Origin of the sequence: Actinomadura luzonensis (assembly GCF_022664455.2) — a bacterium.
GTDB classification, from domain to species: Bacteria; Actinomycetota; Actinomycetes; order Streptosporangiales; family Streptosporangiaceae; genus Nonomuraea; species Nonomuraea luzonensis.
In genome coordinates this window covers 5862613-5885046 of the sequence record NZ_JAKRKC020000001.1, presented here as the reverse complement: position 1 = coordinate 5885046, position 22434 = coordinate 5862613, and the positions used below count along the sequence as shown (strand labels likewise).

Genomic DNA, 22434 nt, shown 5'->3' with positions numbered 1-22434 from the left:
GCAACGCCGCCGCCTACCACCTCCCAGGGGGAGCCTTAGCAGACCAGCTCGCCGAAGCTGGTGACGCTCTCGACAACCGGGGGTGGGTCAACCCAGAAGCTTGGCCCGCGCCCGAGTGATCAGCTCGCGCACGATCACCGGGTCATCGGGAATATCGTGCAGCTCCACCGACTTGCCCGGCTGCCTCAGCCATTCCATCCGGACGCCTCGGCGAACGGCCATAGGCGGCCCAAGTTGCCCGTACTCGTAGCTCGTCCACTGCGGATCCCGGTCTCCCCAAGTGAGGAGAATCCTGCGGTCGGTCACGGTGTAACGCAGGCTCCGGCCCCTCAGCCACGTGCGCAACCACGGTATCGGGCCGCTGCTGAGCGCGATGCCTTCCCAGACGATGAAGAAGACCGTCAGGAACGGATCGAAGCCGGCCATCAGCACCGGCCCCATTCCGACCACCCCGAGCACGGCCATTCCTAACGGAATCAGCAGACCGGCGCCGACGGGTGGCGGCCGGTGCTTGCTCGGCGCGCCGGCCCACAAGACCTTCTCCTCGGGGTGAAGCGGCAACGACGCGCGTAAGCCGATGGCATCCACCCGCCCAGTATGAATGGTCGATCCGTGCCCGTACAGGCGATCATTCGGCCGATGCCGGCAACTCACCTGCCTGCGCACCCTGAACGCCCCCAGGGCGGGGCAGGCCGCTTCCCGGCTGGGCCGGGACCGCAAGAACGCCTGCCGCGCGGCCGGTGTCCGGGAGCAGGTCGTGCATCCAGGCGGGCCTGCCGTCCCGGTCGCCGATGCTTCGCAGGGCCGAGCCCCTGGCCGGCGGCGGCGCGCGGGAGGAGGTCAGTCGGCGGAGTGCAGGAGCATGGCCTCGATCTCGGCGCCGACGTGCTCGGTGCAGGCGTAGACGGGGCTCCCGCTGGCCGAGTCGACGATGTACAGGGTCGCGCGTTTGCCGCACTTCGCGCACCAGGCGGCCTGGCCGCCGCCGAACTCGGCCAGGCCGACCTTGATCTCTGGGATTACGAACGCCATGCCGGGGAGCGTACAGCGGCGTGATCGGGGCTCCCGGAACGACGACGCGCCTTGCCGAAGTCATGCCCATCTATGGTCTGACATGGGAGGACGCCTGCCGGTCCGCTACTCCGGGCCGGGAAGCGCGCCGATCGGGGCGACGGTGTGGGCGCCGTCGCCGGAGCACCGCCAGACCGGGACGCCCCGCTCCTGGCCGACGTGCAGGCCGAGGTCGTGCGCGGGACAGACCGGCCAGGCCCGCCAGGTCGTCTCCATGACCGCCTCCTGGGCGGCCTCGGCCACGGCGGCCGCCGCCCGCCGGGCGTCACCGCCCTCGGCGGGCGGGATGCCGTTGCCCTGGGAGCCGCCCCGGAACTCCACCCAGGCCTCGTCGCGGCCGCTCCAGCCGTGCACGACCAGGCGGAGCGGCCCGTCCACGCCCGAGGCGCGCAGGTCGCGCTCCACCAGCTCCAGGGCCTGCTCCAGGGTCGTCCACAGGGCGGGGTCGAGGGCGAAGGCCGGCTCGGCGCCCGTCTCGCGGATGACGCTCCGGGACAGGCGGGTCACGTCGGCCGGGGACAGGTCGGCGGCGGGGCGCCGCAGGAGCTCGCGGGTGGCCGGGCTGCTCACGCCCTCCTCCTCCAGCCGGCAGGCGAGGTCGAGGAGGGCGCGGTACCGCGCGGCCGGGTCTGCGGCGGTCACGCTGTAGATTCTTGCTCATGTCCGCGCGTACGAGCTTGTTGCGGCAGATCCAGGACATCAGCCCCTGGGACGGGACGGAGGCCGGGCACGTCGCCGACGTGTCGGCCTGGATCGCCGGCGGCGCGCCGCTGTACCGGACCAGGAGACCCGACATCCCCGACCCGCACCTGGTGAGCTATTTCGTGGCGCTCGACGGCGAGGGCGACCTGCTCCTGGTGCACCACCGCAAGTCCGGGCTGTGGCTGCCCAGCGGCGGGCACGTCGAGCCGGACGAGGACCCCTGGGACACCGTCGTGCGCGAGTGCCAGGAGGAGCTGCACACCGCCGCCGTCCCGAGCCCGCTCACCGGCCCCCGGCCGTTCTTCCTCACCTCCACCAGGACCCGCGGCCCCAGCCCGCACACCGACGTCTCGCTCTGGTACGTCCTGGAGGTCGAGGCGATCACCAGCTACGACCGGCGGGAGTTCGCCGGCATCCGGTGGCTCTCGCCCCGGCGGACCCTCGACGAGCCCCTTGACCGGCTGGACCCCCACATGCACCGCTTCGCCGGCAAGCTCCTGGCGGCCCTGTCGTGACGGCCAGGAACGCGCACTGCTCGTTCTGCGGGACGGCCTTCGCGCCCGGGCAGCCCTGGCCGCGCACCTGCGCCGGGTGCGGCAACACCAGCTACCTCAACCCGCTGCCGGTCGCCGTGCTCGTGCTGCCGGTCTCCGGCGGGCGGGTGCTGGTGGTGCGGCGCGCGGTCGAGCCGCACCGCGGGCTGCTGGCCCTGCCTGGCGGCTTCGTCGACCTCGGCGAGTCGTGGCAGGAGGCGGCGGCGCGGGAGCTGCGCGAGGAGACCGGGGTGGTGGTGGACGCGGCCCGGGTGCGGCTGTTCGACGTGATCAGCGCACCCGACGGGACGTTGCTCGTCTTCGGCGTCGGGCCGCGGGTGGACGCCGGCGCGCTGCCGCCGGTGACGGCCACGGCCGAGACGTCGGAGTGGCTGCTGGTCGACGGGCCGTGCGAGCTGGCGTTCCCGTCGCACACGCGGGTGCTGGCCGCGTACTGTCGCAGCTCACCGGAGTGAGCGGGTCACCAGGCGGGTGACGTCCTCCACGGCCTGGACGCCGGCCCGCAGGCTGGTGTGCCGGTCGGACAGGACGGCGATCAGGTACGTGTGCCCCCGGTGCCGCACCCGTCCGATGCTGTTGACCGTCCACCGGCCGCCGTCGCGTTCGCGCGGCAGCCAGCCGTTCTTCAGCGCCGTGCCGTGACCGCCTGACGCGCTGACGCCCCACGCCTGTTCCGGGGTCACGTGCCGCATCAGGCCGAGCAGGTAGCGGCGGTTCGCGGCCGACAGGGGGCTGAGGGAGGAGGTGAGCGCGGCCAGGAGGCGGACCTGGTCGGCGGCGCTCGTGGTGGTGGAGCCCCAGGCGCCGCCCGGTCCGGGACGGGTCTCGCGCAGCCCGAGCCGCCGGTCCGCGGCGGCGAGGCCGGCGCCGCCGCCGATCGCCGTCCACAGGGCCGAGGCGGCCGCGTTGTCGCTGACCTTGATCGCCCGGGCCGCCGCCCGCCGCTCCCACGCGAGCAGCCCGCGGTGCCGCCGCTGGGCCTTGAGCAGCAGCGCCATCACCAGGTTCGCCTTGACGATGCTGGCCGTGGCCGTCCTGAGCGCGCGGTTGTAGGTGAAGGACCGGCCTGTGGACAGGTCGCGGACCGACACCGACAGCCGGCCGGGCATGGCGCCCAGGCGCCGGTCGAGCGCCTTGGTCAGGGCTCGGCGGTACGACGTGGGGGACTTCCGCCCATGGGAGGACGGTTCGTCGGCGGCGGCCGGCGCGGGCAGCGGGGTCGTGGTCAGGGTGAGAGGGGACGGGCGGGGGACGGGCACAACATCGGGCAGGGTGGTGGGTCCGCTGGACGCGGTGAGCACGACCAGCGGCACGACCGCGGCCGTCAGCGTGCGCAGCGCGGCGAGCCTTCGCCTTCCCGCAGGAGGGGACACGGCTCACCCGTGACGGGACGGGGCCTGAAAGGACATGGCAGGCAGCATCCCGGTACGGGTGTTTCCGCGCTGTTAGCGGCGAGGCAGCCGGTACGTGAGGTGCGTGACGAGAGCGGTGCCCGTGGGCCGGCCGACCGGTTCGAGGTCGAGGTTCCCGGCGCCGGCGAGCAGCCGTTCCCCTTGGCCGAGGAGGACGGGCGCGACGTGCAGGCGCAGCTCGTCGATCAGCCCGGCCGCCAGGCACTGGTTGACGGTGTGCGCGCCGCCCGCGACGGCCACCGGCCGGTCGCCCGCCGCCGCGCGCGCCCGTTCCATGGCGGCCGCGACGCCGTCGGTGACGAAGGTGAACGTCGTCCCGCCCTTCATCGTCAGCGGTTCGCGCGGGTGGTGGGTGAGGACGAAGACCGGGGCGTGGTACGGCGGCTCCTCGCCCCACCAGCCGGTCCAGCCGAGGTCCCACGCGCCGCGGCCGGGGCCGAACATGTTACGGCCCATGATGAAGGCCCCGGCGTCGGTGATGCTCTCGATCACGGCGGCGTGCGCCTCCGGCTCCTCGAACATCCAGCGGTGCAGGCGGCCGTCCACGCCTTCGCCGAACGGCTCGTCCAGGCTCTGGTGCGGGCCCGCCACGAAGCCGTCGAGGGACATCGCCATGTCGCAGGTGACCTTGCCGCTCATTCCGGGTTCTCCTTGCCGTTGGTTCCGGCGCGTGCGCGCCGCTTCGGCAAGGGGTCGGAGCCGGGGGCGCGTCCTCTACACGTCCGGGCGGAGGAATTTCCGGCGATCGCGCCGATGCGGCCTCGCGGCCGGGGTCACGCGTTGACCACGTACTGGGCCACGCCCTCGCCGAAGGACCAGTCGACGAGCTCGTTCTCCTGCAGCGAGACGAAGACGTTGCGCGGCTCGGTGCCGGCGTAGGCGGCGGCGAGCTCGGCGATCCGGCGGTAGAGGGCCTGCTTCTGCTGCGGGGTGCGGCCCGAGCGCAGGGTGATCGAGACGAACACGAGGTCGTCGTCGCGCTGCACGCCGAGGTAGCCGGGGTCGTAGCGGAACAGCCGGCCGGGGCCGCCGGCGGTGAGCACCTGGAACAGGTCGTCGTCCGGGATGCCGATGGCCTCGACCAGGGCGTCGTGCACGGCTCGGCCCAGGGCCTCCAGCCGGTGCTCGTCGGCGTGGATCGCGTCGATGCGTACGAAGGGCATGGTGTGTCGTCCTCTCGGTGGGTTCGGGTCAGGTGAGCAGGCCGAGGGCGCCCTCGACGGCCTGCCGGTAGACGCCGGCGTCGCCGGCGGCGAGGGCCAGCACGTACGCGCCCTGCAACGCGGCGATCAGCGCGGCCGCCGTCGCGGCCGGGTCGAGCCCGGCCCGCAGCTCGCCCGCCGCCTGGGCCTCGGTGAGGACGCCGGCCAGGCGGGCCCGGGTGCGGGCGAAGGCGTCCTCGACCGGACGGCGCAGCGCGGGGTCGGCCATCACGTCCGGGTCCTGCGTGAGCCGGCCGACCGGGCAGCCGCGCAGCGCCGCCCGCTCGCGCCGCAGGTAGGCGGTCACCCGCTCCAGCGGGCCGCCAGGCCCGGACAGCTCCTGCTCGGCGCGCTCGCACAGCTCGGCGGCGCTGCGTTCGATCGCGGCCAGCGCGAGGTCGGGCTTGCCGCGGAAGTGGTGGTACATGCTGCCCTGGCCCGCGCCGGAGCGCTGCTGGATGGCCTTGGGCGAGGTGCCCACGTAGCCGCGCTCCCACAGCAGCTCGCGGGTGCTCTCGATCAGTCGTTCCCTCATGTCCACGAACCGATCGTACATACTAGTAGGTACAGCGTGCAACGAGAGAGGGGCGGAGGCGTCCGCCGCCTCCGCCCCTCCGGCCCCTGGGAGTCAGGACCGGCGCCGCGAGATGCGCCGTGGGCACCGGGAGTATCTCGCGGTACCGCGACCCTAACGCCGCCCGCGCCGCCCGGTCTGTGAAGGATTACGCAGAAGGACCACGCGAATCGCTCACGCGGAACGGGCCTCCCACGCCGCGAGGATCGCCTCCTCCTTCTCCGGCGCGATGCCGTGCGCGCCGAAACGGCGCCGCTCCTCCGGGATCTCGCGCAGCCACGCCCACGTGTCGCGCACCGTCTCGGCCACCGGGCGGACGCGCAGCCCGGCGGCCCGCGCCTGGTCCGTCGGGACGCTCCAGAAGTGGTCGTGGCCCGGCGCCGGCGGGCCGCCCCACAGCGGCAGCTCCACGAACGTGCCCGCGCCCTGCTCGGCCAGGAACGTGTCGTCCACCCACACGAGCTCCGCGTCGGACCCGGTGGCCTCCTTGCACGCCGCCAGCCACTCGCCGAACGTGGTCTGCCCCACCGGCCCCGTCACCAGGAACCGGTCGGCCACGCCGCGCTCGGCCTGGTCGAGCGTGAAGATCGCCAGATCGCGGGCGTCGACGAACTGCAGCGGCGCGCCGGGGTCGCCCGGCGCCAGCACCCTGCCGCCCCGCGCGATCCTGGTCAGCCACCACGGCAGCCGGGCGACGTCCTCGTACGGGCCCAGGATGATGCCCGGCTGGACGATCAGCACCTTGCCGTCGAAGCCCTCCTCGACCGCCCGCTCGCAGCCCGCCTTCAGCACGCCGTAGTCGCCGTCGTCAGGGCCGGCGTCGGGCGGGCAGGGCCACAGGCCGGTGCTCTCGGTGGCGGGCTCGGCGGGGAACCCGGCCAGGGCCGAGATCGTCGAGACGAACGCGTAGCCCCCAGCGTGCCCGGACAGCGCCCGAGCCGACGCGCCCACCACCCGCGGCACGTAGCCCGAGGTGTCGACCACGAAGTCCCACGACCGCCCCTCGGCCAGCCGCTCCAGGTCGGCGGACGACTCGCGGTCGCCGCGCACGGCCTCCACCCCCGGCACGTCGGGGCCGCTGCGCCCCCTGTTGAACGTCGTGACCTCATGCCCCCGGGCCAGCGCCTCCTCCACGACGGCACGCCCCAGGAACCCCGAACCTCCGATGACAAGAATCTTCATGCAGCTCATTCTTCGCCGGTGCGCACCCTGCCATCGGCCGTCTTCACCAAGGGCGTAGCGCGCAACGGGGGCACCGGGTGCGCCCGCGCCGTCGCGACGTCGAAGTACAGCCCCACCAGCTCCAGCTTCCCCGCCCTGACCTGCTCGTCCACCTTCCGGTACGTCCGCAGGTTCTCCAGCTGCTGCTGCACGTTGACCCGGCACAACACGTCCAGCGCGCCGCCGTGCAGCCGGTCGCCCTCGGTCTCGATGAACCTGGCCAGGCTGTGGTGGCCGTGCCGCAGCCAGCGCCGCAGCCCCGGCAGGCTGCCCGCGCGCACCCCGCCGCTCAGCACCCCCGCCATCGCGCCGCAGCCCGAGTGGCCGCACACGGTGATCGTGTGCACGCCCAGCACCTGCGTGGCGTACTCGATGGCGGCCACCACCGAGTCGTCGCTCGGCTCGGAGCCGCGGCGCGGCACCAGGTTGCCGATGTTGCGCACCGTGAGCAGCTCGCCGGGGGCGCTGCCGGTGATCAGGGCCGGCACGATCCGCGAGTCGGCGCAGGTGATGAACAGGTGCGTCGGCTGCGGCCTGGGGGCCGGCTCGGTGAGGACGGGCCGCACCGGCGGGGCGGCGCGCCGGTGGTGCTCGCGCGGCCCCGCCGTGAGCCGGCACTCCACCTGGACGGAGCCGCCGTTCGCGATGGCGGGCGCCGGGCGGCGCGCCGGACGGCGGCGGCGCTGGTACCACGACAGCCGCCAGCGCCCCGGCTCCGCCGGCGGCGGCTTCGCCGGGCCGGGCCGCGCGCCGCCGGTCGCCAGCGCGTACCACTCGTCGTGCGGCTCGTCGACCTCGACGGTGCCGCCCATCCGCTCGTGCGCCAGCCGCCAGGAGTGCAGCGCCTCGAAGGCGGCGTGGTCCATGAAGCCGATGTGCAGGTCGAGCTCCACCGGCGTGCCCGCCGGGATCGTCCGCAGCTCGCGGGTCAGCCGCGGCACGCCGAGGAACGTCAGCGACCCCGACACCGTCACCTGCAGCCGGCCGTTCCCGCCGGCCCGCTTCAGCACGGTCACCCAGGTCAGCCGGCGCAGCGCCAGCAACGCGGCCAGCGCGAGCCCGGCCAGCACGCCCTCGGTCAGGCCGAGCAGGAGCACGGCGGCCAGCGTCGCCGCGTACACGGGGACCTCGCCGCGGCCGTGCACCTTCCTGACGTGGCCCAGGTTCACCAGCTGCACGCCCGCGCAGACCAGCAGCGCCGCCAGCGCCTCCACCGGGACCAGCGGGACCGCCCAGCCGAAGCCCAGCGCGAACAGCAGCACCCACCCGCCGTGCAGCATCGCCGCGCAGCGGGTGCGGGCGCCCGCCGCCACGTTCGCGGCGCCGGTCATGACCGTCCCGGCCACCGGGAGGCCGCCGAGCGCGCCCGACACCATGTTGGCCACGCCCTGGCCGGTCAGCTCCTGGTCGAGGTCGGCGGGCCGGCCCCGGCCGCGCCGTTCGTCCAGGGCCACGCAGCACAGCAGCGACTCGCCGCCGGCCAGCAGCGCCACCAGCAGCACCGCGGCCACCACGAGGTGCCAGTCGCCCTGCGGCAGCACCGGGAACGCCCACTCGGCGCCGCCGGACAGGGTCACGCGGGTGACGTCCCAGTCGAGCAGCCACGCCGTGCCCGCGGCCACCAGCAGCGCCGCCAGCGGCGCCGGGACCGTTCTGGCCCGCCTGGGCAGCCGCGTCCAGACCGCCAGTACCGCGATCGTCAGGAGCCCGGTCAGCACCTTGTCACCGTGCAGACCGGCGAGCAGACCGGCGAGCAGGCCGGGCAGCTCGATCAGGTCGGCGACGGCCGACCGCCGCGGGACGCCGCCCAGCACCACGTGGAGCTGCGCCAGCGCGACGGTCACCCCCACCGCCGCCAGCATGCCGTGGACGAGGCCCGGCGAGAGCGCGAGCGCCGCCCTGGCGGCCTTCAGCACGCCCAGCACGAGCTGCACCGCACCGGCCAAGAGCGTGATCATGCAGGTGGCGCGCCACCCGTACGTCAGCACCAGGTTGACGACCACCACCGACAGCCCCGCCGCCGGCCCGCTCACCTGCACCGCCGAGCCGCCCAGCGCCCCCGCGACGATCCCGCCGGCCACCGCGGCGATCAGCCCGGCGGCGAGCGGCGCGCCCGAGGCCATCGCGATGCCCAGGGAGAGGGGCACCGCGACCAGGGACACCACGAGCGAGGCCGGCACGTCGTGCCGGAGGGTGCTCAGCCGACTACTGAGCGTGTCGCGGAACATGGAGCAAACCCTAGTGCTCCGCCTTCCGCGCTTTGGGTGGGCGTGACGCGGGTTTTACCCACTTATGGGGACCGCCGACGGCCTGGCGAGCTGCGCCCGGCCGCCGGGGGCGATCACCGGTAGTAGTCGTGCGGGTAGTCCTGCTCCGAGCGCCGCCGGCGGCCGGCGCCTTCTGCGGGGCCGGTCTCGGGCTGCTCACCGTAGCCGGGCCACGGCGACCGGTCGCCGTTCGCGACGGGCGGCGCGGGCCAGGCGGAGGCGGGCGCGGTGGTGATGTCGCCGGTCTCGTACGCCGGGTACGACGACGGGGCGGGCGGCGTCGGGACCGATCGCACGCCCGGGTAGTCGCCGGCCGAGACCGCGCGGTTGGGCAACGTCGGGGTGCCGGCGGCGGGCGTCGGGCCGGTCACCGGGTCGGAGTCGTCGGCGACCGCCCAGCCGGGGCGCACCTCGTACGTGGCGGGGTAGGAGTCGCGGCCCGCGGGCTGCTCGAACGCCGGCCAGGAGCTCGCCGGGCCGGGGTAGGAGGGCGCCGGGGCCGGGTCGTCCAGGATGTCGGCCACCGGCGCGGCCGGCCAGGAACCGGACACGCTGGGCGCCGGGGTGGCCCAGGTGGTCTCCAGGGCGTCGCCCCCGCCGTTGTAGGCGGGGAACGGGTCGCTGGTCGGCGCGCCGTGGATGGGCGACGGCGGCGCGATGGGGAACGAGCCGCTGGAGGTCGGGGAGGCGGCGGGGAACGAGCCGCTGCTGTTGGTGGAGATGGCCGGGAACGAGCCGCTGCCGGGATGCGCGCCGGCGGGGGAGCCGTTCGGGTAGGAGCCGCCCGCGGCCGCGGCCGGCTGCGCCCGGGACGCGGAGCGGGACCCCGCACGGGACCCGGAGCGGGGCGCCGGGGACGGCTCGGGCCGGGAGGCGGGCACCGGCTGCGCGCCCGCGCCGAGGATGCTCATCACGTCGGGCGTCGGGGCGGCGAACGTCATCGTGCGCTGCTCGGCGAGCTCGGCCTGGGAGGGAGTGCGCCGGGCGGGCTCGACGAGGTCGGCGAGGTTGGCGGCGCCGCTGGGGGCCGCGTTGGCCACCGGGCGCTGCGGGAGGGGGGCCTGGACGGTGGCGGCGTTGGGGTCGACGGACGCGGCGACGGGCTTCGGCTTGGCCTTGCGCTCGCTGCGCCGTTCGCCGGGGCGCTCAGTGGGCCGCTCGGCGGGGCGGTCGGCGGGGCGGTCGGCGGGGCGCTCGGACGGGCGCTCGGCGGCGCGGTCCTTGCGGCCGGGACGGTCGGCGGCGCGCTGCGGCTGCCGCTCGGCGGGCCGTCCTTCCGGCCGTCCCTCGGGCCGTCCTTCAGGGCGTCCTTCGGGCCGTCCTTCCGGGCGGGACGCGGCCTTCCTGGCCGCCACGGTGCCTCCGGCGCCGAAGCCGCCCTGCTCCGCGTCACTGCGGATGTTGGCCCAGAACTCCTCGTCGTCATCGTCGTTGACGGGGTTGCCCCATTCGTCCACGCCGCGCTTGCCGCGCTGGCCGGTGCGTACCGGCTTGGGCTGCTTCGGCGCGTCTATGGGGCTGAAGTCGGGGCTGAAATTGGCCATCCGCGGCTCGTGGGACGCGAATTCGTCCGTGGAGCGCGCATGGGTCTTCTCCTCCTTCTCGGCCATCTCCTTCAGCCGCTCAGGAGGCAAGGAACTCTCCCGCCTGCTCATCGAACGCATGCCCAGTGCCACGACGACGAGCACGAGGAGCACGATAGCGACCAAGCTCACGACGACCGCTGTCATTGCACCACCCTCAAAGCCATGGCCTCCCTCTGGCATCGGTGAGATCGCGCGGCCATCGACGCGATCTGCCCCCTTTGATCACCAATGCCTAACAATTGGATCTGATTGTGTCGGACCACTATGAGCGTTGTCACACCCTACGTGAAGAATTGGTACACCCTAATACCAGCAGTGTTCGCCTCATCACTCGATGTCGACCGCCGTCAGCCGGCCGCGGGCGATGGTCTGGTCCGCGATCTGTTTGAGGATCTCGGGGAGGGTGCTCCCCTTGTGCGGATCGACCTTGCCGTCCAAGGTGTAGACCGTGAAGCGGTAGCTCCCCGGCGTCCTGCATGGGGGGTCGTACCCCACTTTGCCGCTGGTCGCCGTCGCCTGCCCGCTGCCCTCGGGAGGGTCGGCGGCGGCGTTGGGGCCCAGCTCGGTCGTTGTCGCCGGGATGTTGTAGAGCACCCAGTGCACTGCGGCATCCGACGAGGTGTGCGAGTCGACCACGATGGCGATCGACTTCGCCTCGGACAGCGGCTGACTCGACCAGCGCAGCGGCGGGCTGCCCTGGTTGCCCTGGCAGGAGTAGTCGCGCGGCAGCGGTTTGCCGTCGCGCAGCTCCGGGCTCGAGACGTTGATCTCCGCGATGTCCTTGGCCTGAGATCGTCCGATGAGGCTGCCGCAACCCGTCAACGCGAACGCCGCGGTCACAGCCGTCACGCTGACGGCGATGCGTCGCAGGCGCGATGCGGTGTTACACAGCCCCATGCCGGACGATGCTACGCGGCTCCCGGCGATGCGCAGACCGTTTCTCGATGGTCGGCGGCCGGTAAAGGAACCGAAACCGGCCAGAACCACGGCATCCGGGGAGTGAAGTTCGCCACATCCGCCCCTCCCGTAGCAACCCCCGGCCCGTATCCCGGCATGGGGAAGGACCCTTACCGGGCCATGGGACCGCAGGCGGGGGGCGGGGCGTGAGAACTCATATGCGCGCGTCACAAAACGGGCATCGTTTTCGGACGGCGCGGGACGCGAAAATCAGCTGCGGCGAGAGGGGCGGACGGGGTATCAGGGCGGCCCGCGCGGATCCTGTCCCTCAGGGACGAGGACGTGCGGGCCGTGGACGGCGGCTGCCACGTCACGTGGGGGCGATCGCGCTTCGGTGCGGTCTCGCGCTGGCCCGCGGCCTGGCTGGCACGAACGTGGCGCCGCCGACATCGGCCTGACACGACAGCCTGCGGCCGGGCCGCCACCGAGCATGGCACCGGCCCCGCTGACGGGCGGGCGGACACGCCGGGCCGATCAATGATCTTTACCGGCCCGACGGCGCGGCGCCTTCGGTCCTAAGCTGGGCTTGTGACGTCGACAGGCCCGCTCCGCGATCCGGTCAACCGTGTCTCGCCCAAGGCCGTGCGCCTGTGGCTGCTCCAGGCGCTGGTGGCATTCGTGCTGCTCCTGGGCGGCTCGCTGCTGGTGGCGCGGTGGGTGGGCGGGAGCGGGTGGTCGTGGGTGCCCGGCTGGTTCGCCGGCCACTCGTGGCTGCTGCCCGCCGCGGTCGTGGTGCTGGGGCTGCCGTTCCTCGCGGCCGAGCCGTTCGTGCGCTACGCCGTGCACCGCTGGGAGCTGTCCGGGGACGTCGTGTACGCCAGGTCGGGGTTCCTGACCAGGGAGTGGGTCTTCGTGCCCGTGAGCCGCATCCAGACCGTCGACAAGGGGCAAGGGTGGTTCGAGCGGCTGCTCGGGCTGGCCACCCTGGAGATCCGCACCGCCTCCCACGCCGGGTCGTCCACCATCCAGGGGCTGGACCAGGCGGTGGCGGCGGGGCTCGCCGAGCAGCTCGCGCACCGGGCCGAGGCCCTGAGGGACGACGCCACATGACCGACCCCCGGCCCCACCACCCCGCCGCCGGCCCCCCGGACCCCGCCGCGCCGCCTGGCCCGATGCCTGGCCCGATGCCCGGCCCGCCGCCTGGCCCGCTGCCACCCCCGCAGGGGCCGTACGGCCGGCCGCCGGCGCCCTACGGGCCCGGCGTGCTCCCGGTGCCGTTGCGGCTGAGCCCGAAGGTGCTGCTCATCGACCCGGTACGGATGCTGCCCTCGCTCCTCCTCCCGCTGGTGGGCGTGCTGTTCGCGGGCGGCTTCTCGCCCAGGTCGTACGCCTGGGCGGCCTTCGGCGTCGTCGGCACCGTGCTGTTCGCGGTCATCCGCTGGGCCACCTTCACGTACCAGATCGCCGGCGACCGCCTGGAGACCAAGCGAGCGTTCATCAGCCGGTCCGTCCGCACGATCCCGCTGGAGCGGATCCGCGGCGTCGACGTCTCCACGCCGCCCATGCACCGGCTGCTCGGCCTCGCCGTACTCAAGATCGACACCGGGGCGAGCGGCGGCAAGGAGGAGGCCGAGCTCGACGGCGTGACCCTCACCGAGGCCGAACGGCTCAAGGCCGTCCTGCTGCGCCGCGCCGCCACCCCGGCGCGGGCCGCCGCCGGGCCCGTCCCGCACGCCGCAGTCGAGCGGCCGATCGCCAGGGTGCCGAAGCGGTGGCTGCTGTACGGGCCGCTGTCGGGGGCGTACCTGCTCACCCCGTTCGCGCTGGCGGGCGGCGCTGTGGGGCTGGCCTTCCAGTGGGGCGACGAGCTGGGCTTCGGCCAGGACGCCGCCTGGCACGCCGGGCAGTGGCTCTGGGAGCGGCCCTACCTGCTGCTGATCGCGGCGGTGCTGCTCGTCCTGGCGATGCCGGTGCTCGGCGGGGTCATGTACGTGATCTTCAACTGGGACTTCGTGCTCAAGCGGCGCGACGGCTACCTCGTGGCCGAGCGCGGGCTCGTCAACCGGCGCAGCGTGTCGCTGGAGTCCCAGCGGGTGCGCGGCTACGAGCTCGTGGACGGGCTGGCCGAGCGGTGGGCGGGCGTCGTCCGCGCCTGGGCCATCGTGACGGGGCTCGGCGACTCCCGGACCCGCGGCCAGCTCCTGCCCGACGTGCCGCGGCCGTTCGCGCTGGCGGTGACCGGCGAGGCCGTCGGGCCGTACGACGCCGTCCTGCGCAGCCACCCGCCCGTGGCCCGCAACCGCCGCCTCTTCCGCGCCGTCTTCCCCTGGGCGGTGGTGACGCTGCTGAGCGGCGTGGCGGCGGTGACGACCGGGATGATGCTCTGGTGGGTCCTGTTCGTGGTCGCGCTGCTGCTCGCCTGCGCCGGGGTGCCGCTGGGTCTGGACCGGTACGCGTCGCTGGGGCACGGCTACGACGGGGTGCGGCTCAGCGTGCGGTCGGGGTCGCTGCGGCGCGCCCAGGCCGTCGTCGAACGGCGCGCGGTGGTGGGGTGGCGGCTGCGGCAGACCTGGTTCCAGCGGCGGGCCGGGGTGCTCACGTTGATCGCCGGGGTGGGGGCGGGCACCGGCGGCTACGAGGCGATCGACGTGTCCGAGGCGGAGGGCGTGGCGTTCCCCGCCGAGGTGACGCCGGAGTGGCTCATCCCCTTCCTCGGCGCGCCGGCGTCGCCTGAGGAGTCGTAGCGGGGCGGCTGGTGACCTGGCCCAGCCGGGCGGGTGGTGACGTGGGTCAGCCAAGCGCGTGGTGGCGCAGTCAGCCGGGCGGCGTGGGCTCGGTGGCCGGGGGTCGCCCTCTCGGCGCCTCGGCCGCAGGCTCGGGCGGCGGCGCTCTGCTCCGTGCCGCCGGGTCGTGTGCCGTCCTGGCGGGGCTGGGTCAGTCCTGGCGGCGGGCGCCGAACATGATCTCGTCCCACGTCGGGACCGAGGCGCGGCGGCCACGGGAGCCCTTGCGCGCCTGGCGGGCGGCCGGCGCGGGCGGGGGCGACGGCACCGGTACGGGCGGCTCCTCTTTGGCCTCCTTGCCGCCGCCCGGGCGCGCGGGCGGCACCTTGGGCTCGACGCCGGGGGCCGGCTTGGGCTTGGGCGCCGGAGGCTTGGGCTTGACCGCCTCCGGCTCAGCCGCCACCTCCCGCTCGGCCTCGGGCTGCTCGGCCTCGGGTTGCTGGGGCTCGGGCTGCTCGGCCTGGGTCGGCTCCGGCTCGGGCTCCTCGGCCTTGGGCTCCTCGGTCCTGGGCTCCTCGGTCCTGGGCTCTTCGGCCTTGGTCGACTCCGGCTTGGGCTGCTCTGCCGGAGGCCGGGCGGGCTCAGGCGTGCTGGTCTGGGCGGCGCTGGGCTCGGGCGCGCTCGGCTGAGGTGTGCTCGCCGCTGGTGGGGCGGCCGCAGGCGGGGCGGCCGCAGGTGTGGCGGTCCCGGGCGTGGCGGTCTCAGACGTGCTCACCCCAGAGGTGCTCGCCGCAGGTGTGGCGGGCTCAGGGGTGCTCCCCTCGGGCGTGGTGGCCTGAGGCACGGTGGCGTCAGGCGCGGTGGCGTCAGGGGCGGTGGCGTCAGAGGCGGGCGCCTTAGAGGCGGTGGCCTCAGGGGTGCTCGCCTCAGGGGTGCTTGCTTCGGGCGTGCTCGGCTCGGGCGTGGTGGGCTCGGGCGTGATGGGAGCCTGAGGTGCGTTCGCCTGGGGCTGCTCGGCTTGGGGGGCGGGCTCCTTTGCGGCGGCGGGCGCTTCGGCCTTCGGATCGTCGGAGGCAGGAGCAGTCGCCGAGGCGGGAGCGGGCACCGTGGTGGGCGCTGTCTCCGCCGGGGGAGCCGTTTCCGCGACGACGGGAGGCGTCTGCGCAGCGGGAGTCGCCGCCGGAGCGGGAGCCGCCGTCGTGGCGGAGGTCGCCGCTGTGGCAGGGGCGGTCTCCGCCGTCGGCTTGGGCGTCTCTGCCGTTGCGGGGTCGGCGGTCCTGGCTTCGAGTGTGGTGGACGTCGTCGCGGCGGCCTGGGCCGGCGTGGTGGTGGCAGGCGCTTCGGCGGTGGCTGCGGGTGTGGCGTCGGCGCGCACCAGCGGCTCGTCTGAGGCGGGTGCCTGGGCAGCCGGAGCGGCCTGAGCGGGCGCGCTGTCCTGCGTGCGCGGGGCATCCGCAGCGGGCGCGGTGTCCTGCGCGGGCGCGGTGTCCTGCGTGAGCCGGGTGGGTGCCGCCGGGGGCTCGGGCCGGGCGGGCTCGGGGGGCTGGGCGGGGGAGGTGGGCTGGGGCGGCAGCGTAGGCGCGGACGACGTGGGCGGCTCCTGAGCGTGGCGGGTGTCAGGAGCGGACGGCGGCGTGGGACGGGAGGCGGGAGCGTAGATGGCGTCGTTGTCGCGGTCGGCGGGGCGGCCCGAGCTGAAGTCGGGCAGCCACGGCGAAGGGCCGCTGCGGCGGGACGACGGGTCGCCGGGGCGGCTGAGGCCCGTCTCGCGAGCGGGAGTGTCCGGGCGGTAGGCGTCGCGGCCCGGCGAGGACTGCTCGCGGGCAGGCGAGGACGACTGGTCGCGGGAGGCGGGGTCGGCGGTGCGGGGCAGGCCGGGCTCGCCGGAACGGGGCGGGCCGGGCTCGCCGGAACGGCCCAGGCCGGGCTCGCCGGAGCGGCCCAGGCCGGAGTCGGCGGAGCGGCCCAGGCCGGAGTCGCCGGGACGGATCGCCCCGGGATCGGCGGCACGGAAGTCGGCGCCGCGGGAATCGGTGGCGCGGGGATCGGCGCCGCGGGAATCGGCAGCGCGGGAATCGGCAGCGCGGGGATCGGTGGCGCGGGGATCGGTGGCGCGGGGCAGGGCGGGCTCGCCAGGGCGGGCGGTGGCCGGGTCGGTGGCGCGGGGGAGGGCGGGGTCGGAGGTGCGGGGCGGAGGGTTGTAGCCGACGGCGGGCTCCTCCGGCTCCCGCCGCACCACCGACGGGAACGGCAGCGCGTCCGACGCCAGCGGCGGCACCGGCTGCAGCTTGGCCACCCGCGGCGCGAACGGCGTCACCGTGGTGTCCTCCACCACCGGCGGCTCGGGGTCGAAGTCGGCGGCCGACAGGCGCATGGCCTCGTCGTCGTGCGGCGTGACGTGCCGCTTGCGCGGGTCGAACAGCCATTCGGCGTGCCGCGTGTGACCGTTCCACACGTAGCCGAGCTTGACCCGCCACAGGCCGTCGTCGCGCTTGGCGGAGTCCCAGTCGATCTCGTCGGTGGGGACGCCGCGCCTGGTCAGCCGCTCGGCGACGAGGTCGCCGAGGGTCGGGCCGGGAGCCGACTCCCCTGGCATGCGCACGGCGACGCGCTGCGCCTGCTGGGCGACGTACTCCCGCTCCTGCAGCACCGGCCCCTCGAACCAGCGCACCCGCTCGACGGGGATGCCGGCGGTCGCCGCGATCTCCTCGGCGGTCTCCCCGGCGCGGATGCGGGCCTGGATCTCCTTGGGGCGCAACGGACTCTCCACTTCGATCTCGTACTGGCCGAGACGGGAGAAGTTGCCGCGGACGGCAGCACGGAGCCGGTCGTCCACGGGAAGAGTGAAGCGGGTGCCCCGTCCGGCCGTAGCCAGCACGAGGTAGGTGCCGTCCTCACTCACCGCGACGAGTCGGAGCTCCTGCATGCGAGTCCCTTCGTCAGCGTCGCCATTCTTCCCCCGGACCCTTGAGTCTCTCGCGTGTGCCGGTTGCCTGCCAGCACCGTACCCGGCATGTCCGAACATCGCCTTCCTGGGATAGCCAAGGGGCGTTGTGACGCCGGTCACATTTGTCGAATCCATCCCTCTAGAGCCCGCCGCTGTGCATGAGGAGGTTAAGGGCCCTCGACGGGTTCTGGCGAATCGCGTCGCGGGCGATGGTGCAGTTGAGCAGAGACGCGAGAATGGCCGGGTTCGCGCCGGGGGTGTCCTCGAGGCGCCGCGCGGCGGCCGCCGCGAGGTGCGGGACGGCGGCCGTGTACGCCGCCCCGCCCGGCCCGATCCGGCACCCGCCCGCGTCCCCCGCGCCCACGACGAACACGCCGGAGCGCACGAGGGAGCGCACGGCGGCGCCGAGGGCGGGGGAGCCGGCCCCGTCCACCGGGAGCACGGCGACGGACGGCCCGCGCGCGTGCCTGCGGATCCAGTCCAGGCCCGCGAGCAGGTCGGCCAGCGACCCCGGCCCGCCGCAGCCGAGCACCCGCACCGAGGCGATCCCGGCGGCGGGCGCGGCGGCGTGCGCGCGGCCGGCGATCCGGGTGCCGTGGCCGGTGCAGTCCCGGCCGGCGCCGCCGGTGGCGTCGAAGGCTCGCCACGCCCGGTCGCCGAACTCCGCTCGCTGGGCGTCGACACCGCTGTCGACCAGGAAGATCGTGGTCCCGGCGCCTGTGGCGGGCCCGGTGAGAGGCCGGGCGGGAGGGCGTACCGGCATAGGGTGGATCTGCCGGTCGGGTTCGACGGCGCGCACCCGGGGGTCGGCGCGCAGCGCCGCCAGCTCGCCCGCGGTCAGGAACGTGGCGAACCCGGGCAGTGCCGCGGTGTAGTAGCGCCGCACCCGCCAGCGCACCTCGCCGACGAGATCGCGGGCGGCCGCACGGCCGCGCGCGACGACGACGTAGGGCCGGGTCGGTTCGGTGACGGCGGGGCGCACGGTGAGGCCGGAGGCGGGCGTCATGGCCAGGGGTACGGCGGTCGCGGCGGCCGTCGCCGCGGCCGCGGCCAGGTACACGGAGGGCAGGCCGAGTCGTCGGGGCACGAGCTACGAGGGTGCCTGTCGCGCAGGTCACAGGAACAACAGGACACGCGGTCTCGTCTATTCACGAGACAGGTCTTTACCGAACACAGGACGAGAGGGGACTGAGCCGAGGGATGGGCGGCGAGCAGCAGAGGTACGAGCTGAGCGTGCCGCAGATCCTGGGGAGCGCCCTGGCCGCGGTGACGGCCGCCGTGGCCGCCTCCTATCTGGGCGTGGCCGGCACGGTGATCGGCGCGGCGGTGGTCAGCGTGGCCAGCACGGTGGGCACCGCGATCTACACGCACTACCTCCAGCGGACGGGGGAGCGGGTCAGGCGGAAGGCGGTCCCCGTCGTCCGGCCCCCTGACGGGACGGGGGCGCGCGAGGGCGGGTCCACGCTGGTCATGCCGGCCGTCGAGCTGCCGCGCAGGAGGCTCGCCTGGGGCAAGGTGGCGGTGGCCGCGGGCGTGGTGTTCGCGGTCAGCATGGGGAGCATCCTCACCTATCAGGCGGCCGCCCAGCAGACCGTGCACGAGCAGGTCACCGGCCGTACGCCGCACCACAAGGACCCGGACGGCGGCAAGCAGGCGCCCGCCGTCGAGCGGACGGCCCCGGAGACCGGCGGGAGCCGCGACGCCACGCCCGGACCTGCGCCCTCGCCGACGCCGTCCTCGACGCCGCAGCCCGCCACGCGGACCCCGAAGCCCACCCCGACCGTGACGGCAACGGTCACGGTGACCCCGCGGCCCACCGGGGGCCCTGGCACCAGCGCGCCCGCCCCGAGCGAGCCCGCGCCCTCCGAGCCGGCGCAGGACCAGCCCGACCCCGACGACCAGGCCACCGGCGACGACGCCGCCCAGGCCCCTAGCCGAGCACCCGGTCCAGATAGTCGTTGGTGAACAGGCGGCCGGGGTCGAGCCGGTCGCGCAGCGCGGTGAAGTCGGCGAAGCGGGGATAGACCTTGGCCAGGTAGGCGGCGTCCCTGGTGTGGAGTTTGCCCCAGTGCGGCCGCCCGTCCAGCCGGGTCATGATCTCCTCGACGCCCTCGAAGTACGCGGGGTTCGGCGTCGGCCGGTAGACGTGGCAGGCCACGTACGCCGACGCCCGCCCGTACGCCGTGGACAGCCAGGCGTCGCTCGGCGGCGTCACCCGCACCTCCACCGGGAAGGTGATCCGCCAGTCCATCCGCTCGACGAGGTCGCGGGTCTCGCGCAGCGCCTGGGCCAGCCGCTCGCGCGGCACCGCGTACTCCATCTCCAGGAAGCGCACGTCGCGCCGGGCGGTGAACGCCCGGTGGGAGACGTCGACGGACTCGGAGTCGCCGAGCGCGGCCGCGCTGACGGCGTTGATGCGCGGGATGAGCCCGGGGGCGCGGGCGCCGACCGCGCAGGCGGCCCCGAACAGGGTGTTCTCCAGGAGGACCGCGTCCAGCCAGTGCTTGACGGCGCCGGGCGGCCGGGCCGGGCCCGGGTGCCGGTTGTTGGTCTTGACCAGGCACGCGTCGGTGTGGGGCAGCCAGAAGAAGTCGAGGTGCTCGTTGCCGGCGGTCAGCTCGTCGAGCGAGACGAGGATGTCGCTGAGCGGCATCCTGCGCCGCCGGTGGTGCAGCAGGAACGCCGGCTCCACCCGGAAGGTCACGGCGGTCAGCACGCCGAGCGCGCCGAGCCCGACCCGGGCGGCGTCGAACAGCTCGTCGCCGGGGACGGCGGTCGCGACCGTGCCGTCGGCGAGCACCAGCTCCAGCGCGGCGATCTGGTCGGCCAGGCCGCCGCTGTCGCGGCCGGTGCCGTGCGTGCCGGTCTGGACGGCCCCCGCGACGGTCTGCTCGGTGATGTCGCCCATGTTGGCGAGGGCGAGCCCGCGCTCGTGCAGCAGCTCGTTGAGCACCCGCAGCGGGGTGCCGGCGCGGACCGTGACCTGGTCCTCAGCCCAGGCGGCGACGCCGGTCAGCGCGCCGGGCCGCAGCATGATGCCGTCGGTGAGCGCGACGCCGGTGAAGGAGTGGCCGGTCCCGGCCATGCGGAGCCGCCGCCCGGAGGCGGCGGCGTCGCGCACGGCCCGTACGACGTCCGCGACGGACGCCGGGGCGCGGACCTCGGCGGGGCTGCAGGTCTGGTTCCTCGCCCAGTTCGTGAAGACCATCGAGCAGCCCCTCCGCGAGCGAGCACCGAAAACGCGTCAGACGCGAACGATACTCAGTTCTCCCAGCCCGCAGGAAGCGGGTAGATGTCGCCGGGCTCGAGGTTCTCGCCCTTGACGACCTCGGAGACGGTCACCAGGTGGTAGCCCTTGTTCTGCAGGCTCTTGACGATCGACGGCATGGCGTCGACGGTCTGCTTCACCCAGTCGTGCATGAGGATGATGCCGCCGGGCTTGGCCACCTCGAGGGTCTTCTTCTTGATCGCCTCGACGTTCTTGCTGCTCCAGTCCTCCGAACCCGCGGTCCAGAGGATGATCGGCATGCCGTACTCCTCGGCGATGTCGGAGACCGTGAGGTCGGCCAGCCCGTACGGGGGCCGCAGCAGCTTGGGCTCCACCCCCGCCGCCTTCTTGACGGCGTCCTGAGTCTTCTGGATCTCGTTCCTGATGGCCCCAGGCTCGGATTTGGTGAAGTCAGGGTGGGAGTAGCTGTGGTTGCCCAGCTCGTGGCCCTCGGCGACCATGCGCTTGACGTACTGGGGGCGGCTCTTGGCGTACTGGCCCTCCAGGAAGAACGTCGCCTTGGCGTCGTACTTCTTCAGCGTGTCCAGCAGCGTGCCCGCGTACTTGCCCGGACCGTCGTCGAAGGTCAGCGCGATGCACTTGACCTGCTCGCAGTCCACGGCCGCGGCCTTCTTCTTCGGGGTGGTGGCCGCCTGCGCCGGCAGCGGAGCGAGGGTGGTGACGCAGACGGCCGCGATTGCCAGAAGTGATGAGAGTTGTCGGGACATAGAAAAGCTTCCATTTGTGATGGATGTTGCGAGGGATGTCCCGACGGTAGCGGATCAGCTCTCCGCGGGTGAAGCGGCCTCGGGAAGTCTCAGCAAACCCGAACCTCCGATCCCGACGACGAGCCCCAGCGCCGCCGCGCCGAAGGCGAAGACGTACGCCCCGGACGCGCCGACCGCCTCGGTGAGGTGCCCGCCTGCCCACGCGCCGGCCGCCACGCCGATGCCGAGCGCGGTCGAGATCCACGCCATGCCCTCGGTCAGCAGCGACGCCGGCACCAGCCGCTCGACCAGCGAGAAGCCGGTGATGAGCGTGGGTGAGATGGCGAAGCCGGCCAGGAACAGCGCCCCGGCCATCAGCCACGCCTGCCCGATGAACGAGATCGGCAGCAGCCCCAGCGCGAACACCAGCAGCGCCCGCACGAACCGCGTCCGCAGCGGGATCTTCCAGTGCCGCGAGCCGAACCACAGCCCCGACACCATCGACCCGCCCGCGAACGAGGCCAGCAGCAGCCCCGCGACCCCCTTGACCCCCTGCTCCTCGGCGAAGGCCACTGTGATCAGGTCGACGGAGCCGAACACCGACCCCATCGCCACGTAGACGCACGACAGCAGCGCGATGCCGGGGATCAGGATGGGCGTCCCGCCCGCCGAGCGGTGCTCGGTGACGGGCGGCTGCGTGCGCCGCTGCGCCGCGAGCGTCAGGCAGCCGGCGACCATGAAGACCAGCGCGGCCACCAGCCCCATGTACGGGTTGAACTGCGTGGCCAGCAAAGTGACCAGCGCCGGGCCCGTGACGAAGACCACCTCGTCCACGACGGACTCGAAGGCGAAGGCCGTGTGCAGCCGCGCCGAGCCGCCGTGGATCGCCGACCAGCGGGCACGGACCAGCGAGCCGACCGACAGCGAGGTGCCGCCGACGACCAGGCCGGCCAGGTACAGGGTCCACTCGGGCAGCGCGAGGAGCGTGCACGCCATGAGCGCGGCCAGCGCGAGCGCGTTGACCACGGCGAACGGCGGGATGACGCGGCTCTGCCCGAACCGGTCCACCAGCCGCCCCGACAGCGGCGCGCCGACGGCGAAGGCCAGGTTGCTGGCCGCGGCGACGCCGCCCGCGGTGGCGTAGGAGCCGGTGACGCCGGAGATCAGTAAGACGACCCCGATCCCCAGCATGGACATCGGCATCCGCCCGACGAACCCGGCCAGCACGAACGCCTTGATGCCAGGCCCGTCGAACAACCCCCGGTAAGGCCCGACCACCCCGTTTCCCCCTTACTCACGCCCG

General features: G+C 74.3%; 21 protein-coding genes. 5 read left to right on the top strand and 16 right to left on the bottom strand.

Annotation, left to right across the window (positions count from 1 at the left end; all coding sequences use genetic code 11):
• Positions 1–87: 87 nt before the first annotated feature.
• The 3 genes from MF672_RS27900 to MF672_RS27890 form a co-directional block, all read right to left on the bottom strand.
• Entirely contained in the window at positions 88–588 is a 501-nt protein-coding gene (locus MF672_RS27900) for a hypothetical protein (RefSeq protein WP_242375915.1), read from the bottom strand.
• Between the two features lie 252 nt (positions 589–840).
• The gene (locus MF672_RS27895) at positions 841–1032 is read right to left on the bottom strand and encodes a hypothetical protein (protein ID WP_242375914.1); all 192 of its coding nucleotides are present in this window, start codon (positions 1030–1032) and stop codon (positions 841–843) included.
• 105 nt (positions 1033–1137) lie between these two features.
• Positions 1138–1713: a hypothetical protein gene (locus MF672_RS27890; RefSeq protein WP_242375913.1), complete on the bottom strand. Its 576-nt coding sequence runs from the start codon at positions 1711–1713 to the stop codon at positions 1138–1140.
• Between the two features lie 17 nt (positions 1714–1730).
• Between MF672_RS27890 and MF672_RS27885 the strand changes: the two genes are divergently transcribed.
• Together MF672_RS27885 and MF672_RS27880 are read left to right on the top strand one after the other, a co-directional pair.
• Entirely contained in the window at positions 1731–2288 is a 558-nt protein-coding gene (locus MF672_RS27885; RefSeq protein ID WP_242375912.1) for an NUDIX domain-containing protein, read from the top strand.
• On the top strand, positions 2285–2782 hold the full coding sequence (locus MF672_RS27880; protein ID WP_242375911.1) for an NUDIX domain-containing protein: 498 nt from the start codon (positions 2285–2287) through the stop codon (positions 2780–2782). The genes MF672_RS27885 and MF672_RS27880 overlap by 4 nt, the downstream gene beginning before the upstream one ends.
• Here MF672_RS27880 and MF672_RS27875 read toward each other — a convergent pair.
• The 8 genes from MF672_RS27875 to MF672_RS27840 form a co-directional block, all read right to left on the bottom strand.
• Positions 2771–3700 carry a serine hydrolase gene (locus MF672_RS27875; RefSeq protein WP_242375910.1) on the bottom strand — a complete coding sequence of 310 codons (930 nt, stop codon included), beginning with the start codon at positions 3698–3700 and terminating at the stop codon, positions 2771–2773. The two genes, MF672_RS27880 and MF672_RS27875, sit on opposite strands and share 12 nt — an antisense overlap.
• A gap of 72 nt (positions 3701–3772) precedes the next feature.
• Positions 3773–4378, bottom strand: coding sequence for a dihydrofolate reductase family protein (locus tag MF672_RS27870; RefSeq protein ID WP_242375909.1), 606 nt, complete (start codon positions 4376–4378; stop codon positions 3773–3775).
• 134 nt (positions 4379–4512) lie between these two features.
• Complete coding sequence (locus MF672_RS27865) at positions 4513–4902, bottom strand: tautomerase family protein (RefSeq protein ID WP_242375908.1); 390 nt, start codon at positions 4900–4902, stop codon at positions 4513–4515.
• Between the two features lie 28 nt (positions 4903–4930).
• On the bottom strand, positions 4931–5476 hold the full coding sequence (locus MF672_RS27860; RefSeq protein ID WP_242375907.1) for a TetR/AcrR family transcriptional regulator: 546 nt from the start codon (positions 5474–5476) through the stop codon (positions 4931–4933).
• Positions 5477–5689: 213 nt separating this feature from the next.
• Complete coding sequence (locus MF672_RS27855; protein WP_242375906.1) at positions 5690–6697, bottom strand: NAD-dependent epimerase/dehydratase family protein; 1008 nt, start codon at positions 6695–6697, stop codon at positions 5690–5692.
• Positions 6698–6702: 5 nt separating this feature from the next.
• Positions 6703–8964: a SulP family inorganic anion transporter gene (locus MF672_RS27850; RefSeq protein ID WP_242375905.1), complete on the bottom strand. Its 2262-nt coding sequence runs from the start codon at positions 8962–8964 to the stop codon at positions 6703–6705.
• Positions 8965–9077: 113 nt separating this feature from the next.
• The gene (locus MF672_RS27845; protein ID WP_242375904.1) at positions 9078–10718 is read right to left on the bottom strand and encodes a hypothetical protein; all 1641 of its coding nucleotides are present in this window, start codon (positions 10716–10718) and stop codon (positions 9078–9080) included.
• 198 nt (positions 10719–10916) lie between these two features.
• A complete protein-coding gene (locus tag MF672_RS27840) occupies positions 10917–11486 on the bottom strand; it encodes a YbhB/YbcL family Raf kinase inhibitor-like protein (protein WP_242375903.1) in 570 nt (189 codons plus the stop codon).
• A 588-nt stretch (positions 11487–12074) separates the two neighbouring features.
• Here MF672_RS27840 and MF672_RS27835 point away from each other — a divergent pair.
• Together MF672_RS27835 and MF672_RS27830 are read left to right on the top strand one after the other, a co-directional pair.
• Positions 12075–12596: a PH domain-containing protein gene (locus MF672_RS27835; RefSeq protein WP_242375902.1), complete on the top strand. Its 522-nt coding sequence runs from the start codon at positions 12075–12077 to the stop codon at positions 12594–12596.
• A complete protein-coding gene (locus MF672_RS27830) occupies positions 12593–14230 on the top strand; it encodes a PH domain-containing protein (RefSeq protein ID WP_242375901.1) in 1638 nt (545 codons plus the stop codon). Before MF672_RS27835 ends, MF672_RS27830 begins: the two co-directional genes overlap by 4 nt.
• Positions 14231–14420: 190 nt before the next feature.
• Here the strand turns inward: MF672_RS27830 and sepH are convergent, their stop codons facing one another.
• Positions 14421–17135, bottom strand: a complete 2715-nt coding sequence (gene sepH, locus MF672_RS27825; RefSeq protein ID WP_242375900.1) for a septation protein SepH — start codon at positions 17133–17135, stop codon at positions 14421–14423.
• A gap of 160 nt (positions 17136–17295) precedes the next feature.
• The gene (locus MF672_RS27820) at positions 17296–18243 is read right to left on the bottom strand and encodes a protease inhibitor I9 family protein (protein WP_242375899.1); all 948 of its coding nucleotides are present in this window, start codon (positions 18241–18243) and stop codon (positions 17296–17298) included.
• 113 nt (positions 18244–18356) lie between these two features.
• On the opposite strand from MF672_RS27820, the gene MF672_RS27815 reads away from it, so the two are divergent.
• Positions 18357–19121, top strand: a complete 765-nt coding sequence (locus MF672_RS27815) for a hypothetical protein (RefSeq protein WP_242375898.1) — start codon at positions 18357–18359, stop codon at positions 19119–19121.
• On the opposite strand, the gene MF672_RS27810 is transcribed toward MF672_RS27815, so the two are convergent.
• The 3 genes from MF672_RS27810 to MF672_RS27800 are packed head-to-tail and all read right to left on the bottom strand — an operon-like array spanning position 19087 to position 22409.
• The gene (locus tag MF672_RS27810) at positions 19087–20364 is read right to left on the bottom strand and encodes a D-arabinono-1,4-lactone oxidase (protein ID WP_242375897.1); all 1278 of its coding nucleotides are present in this window, start codon (positions 20362–20364) and stop codon (positions 19087–19089) included. The genes MF672_RS27815 and MF672_RS27810 overlap by 35 nt on opposite strands.
• Before the next feature lie 53 nt (positions 20365–20417).
• A complete protein-coding gene (locus tag MF672_RS27805) occupies positions 20418–21152 on the bottom strand; it encodes a polysaccharide deacetylase family protein (RefSeq protein WP_242375896.1) in 735 nt (244 codons plus the stop codon).
• Positions 21153–21206: 54 nt separating this feature from the next.
• Complete coding sequence (locus MF672_RS27800) at positions 21207–22409, bottom strand: MFS transporter (RefSeq protein WP_242375895.1); 1203 nt, start codon at positions 22407–22409, stop codon at positions 21207–21209.
• Positions 22410–22434 lie beyond the last annotated feature (25 nt).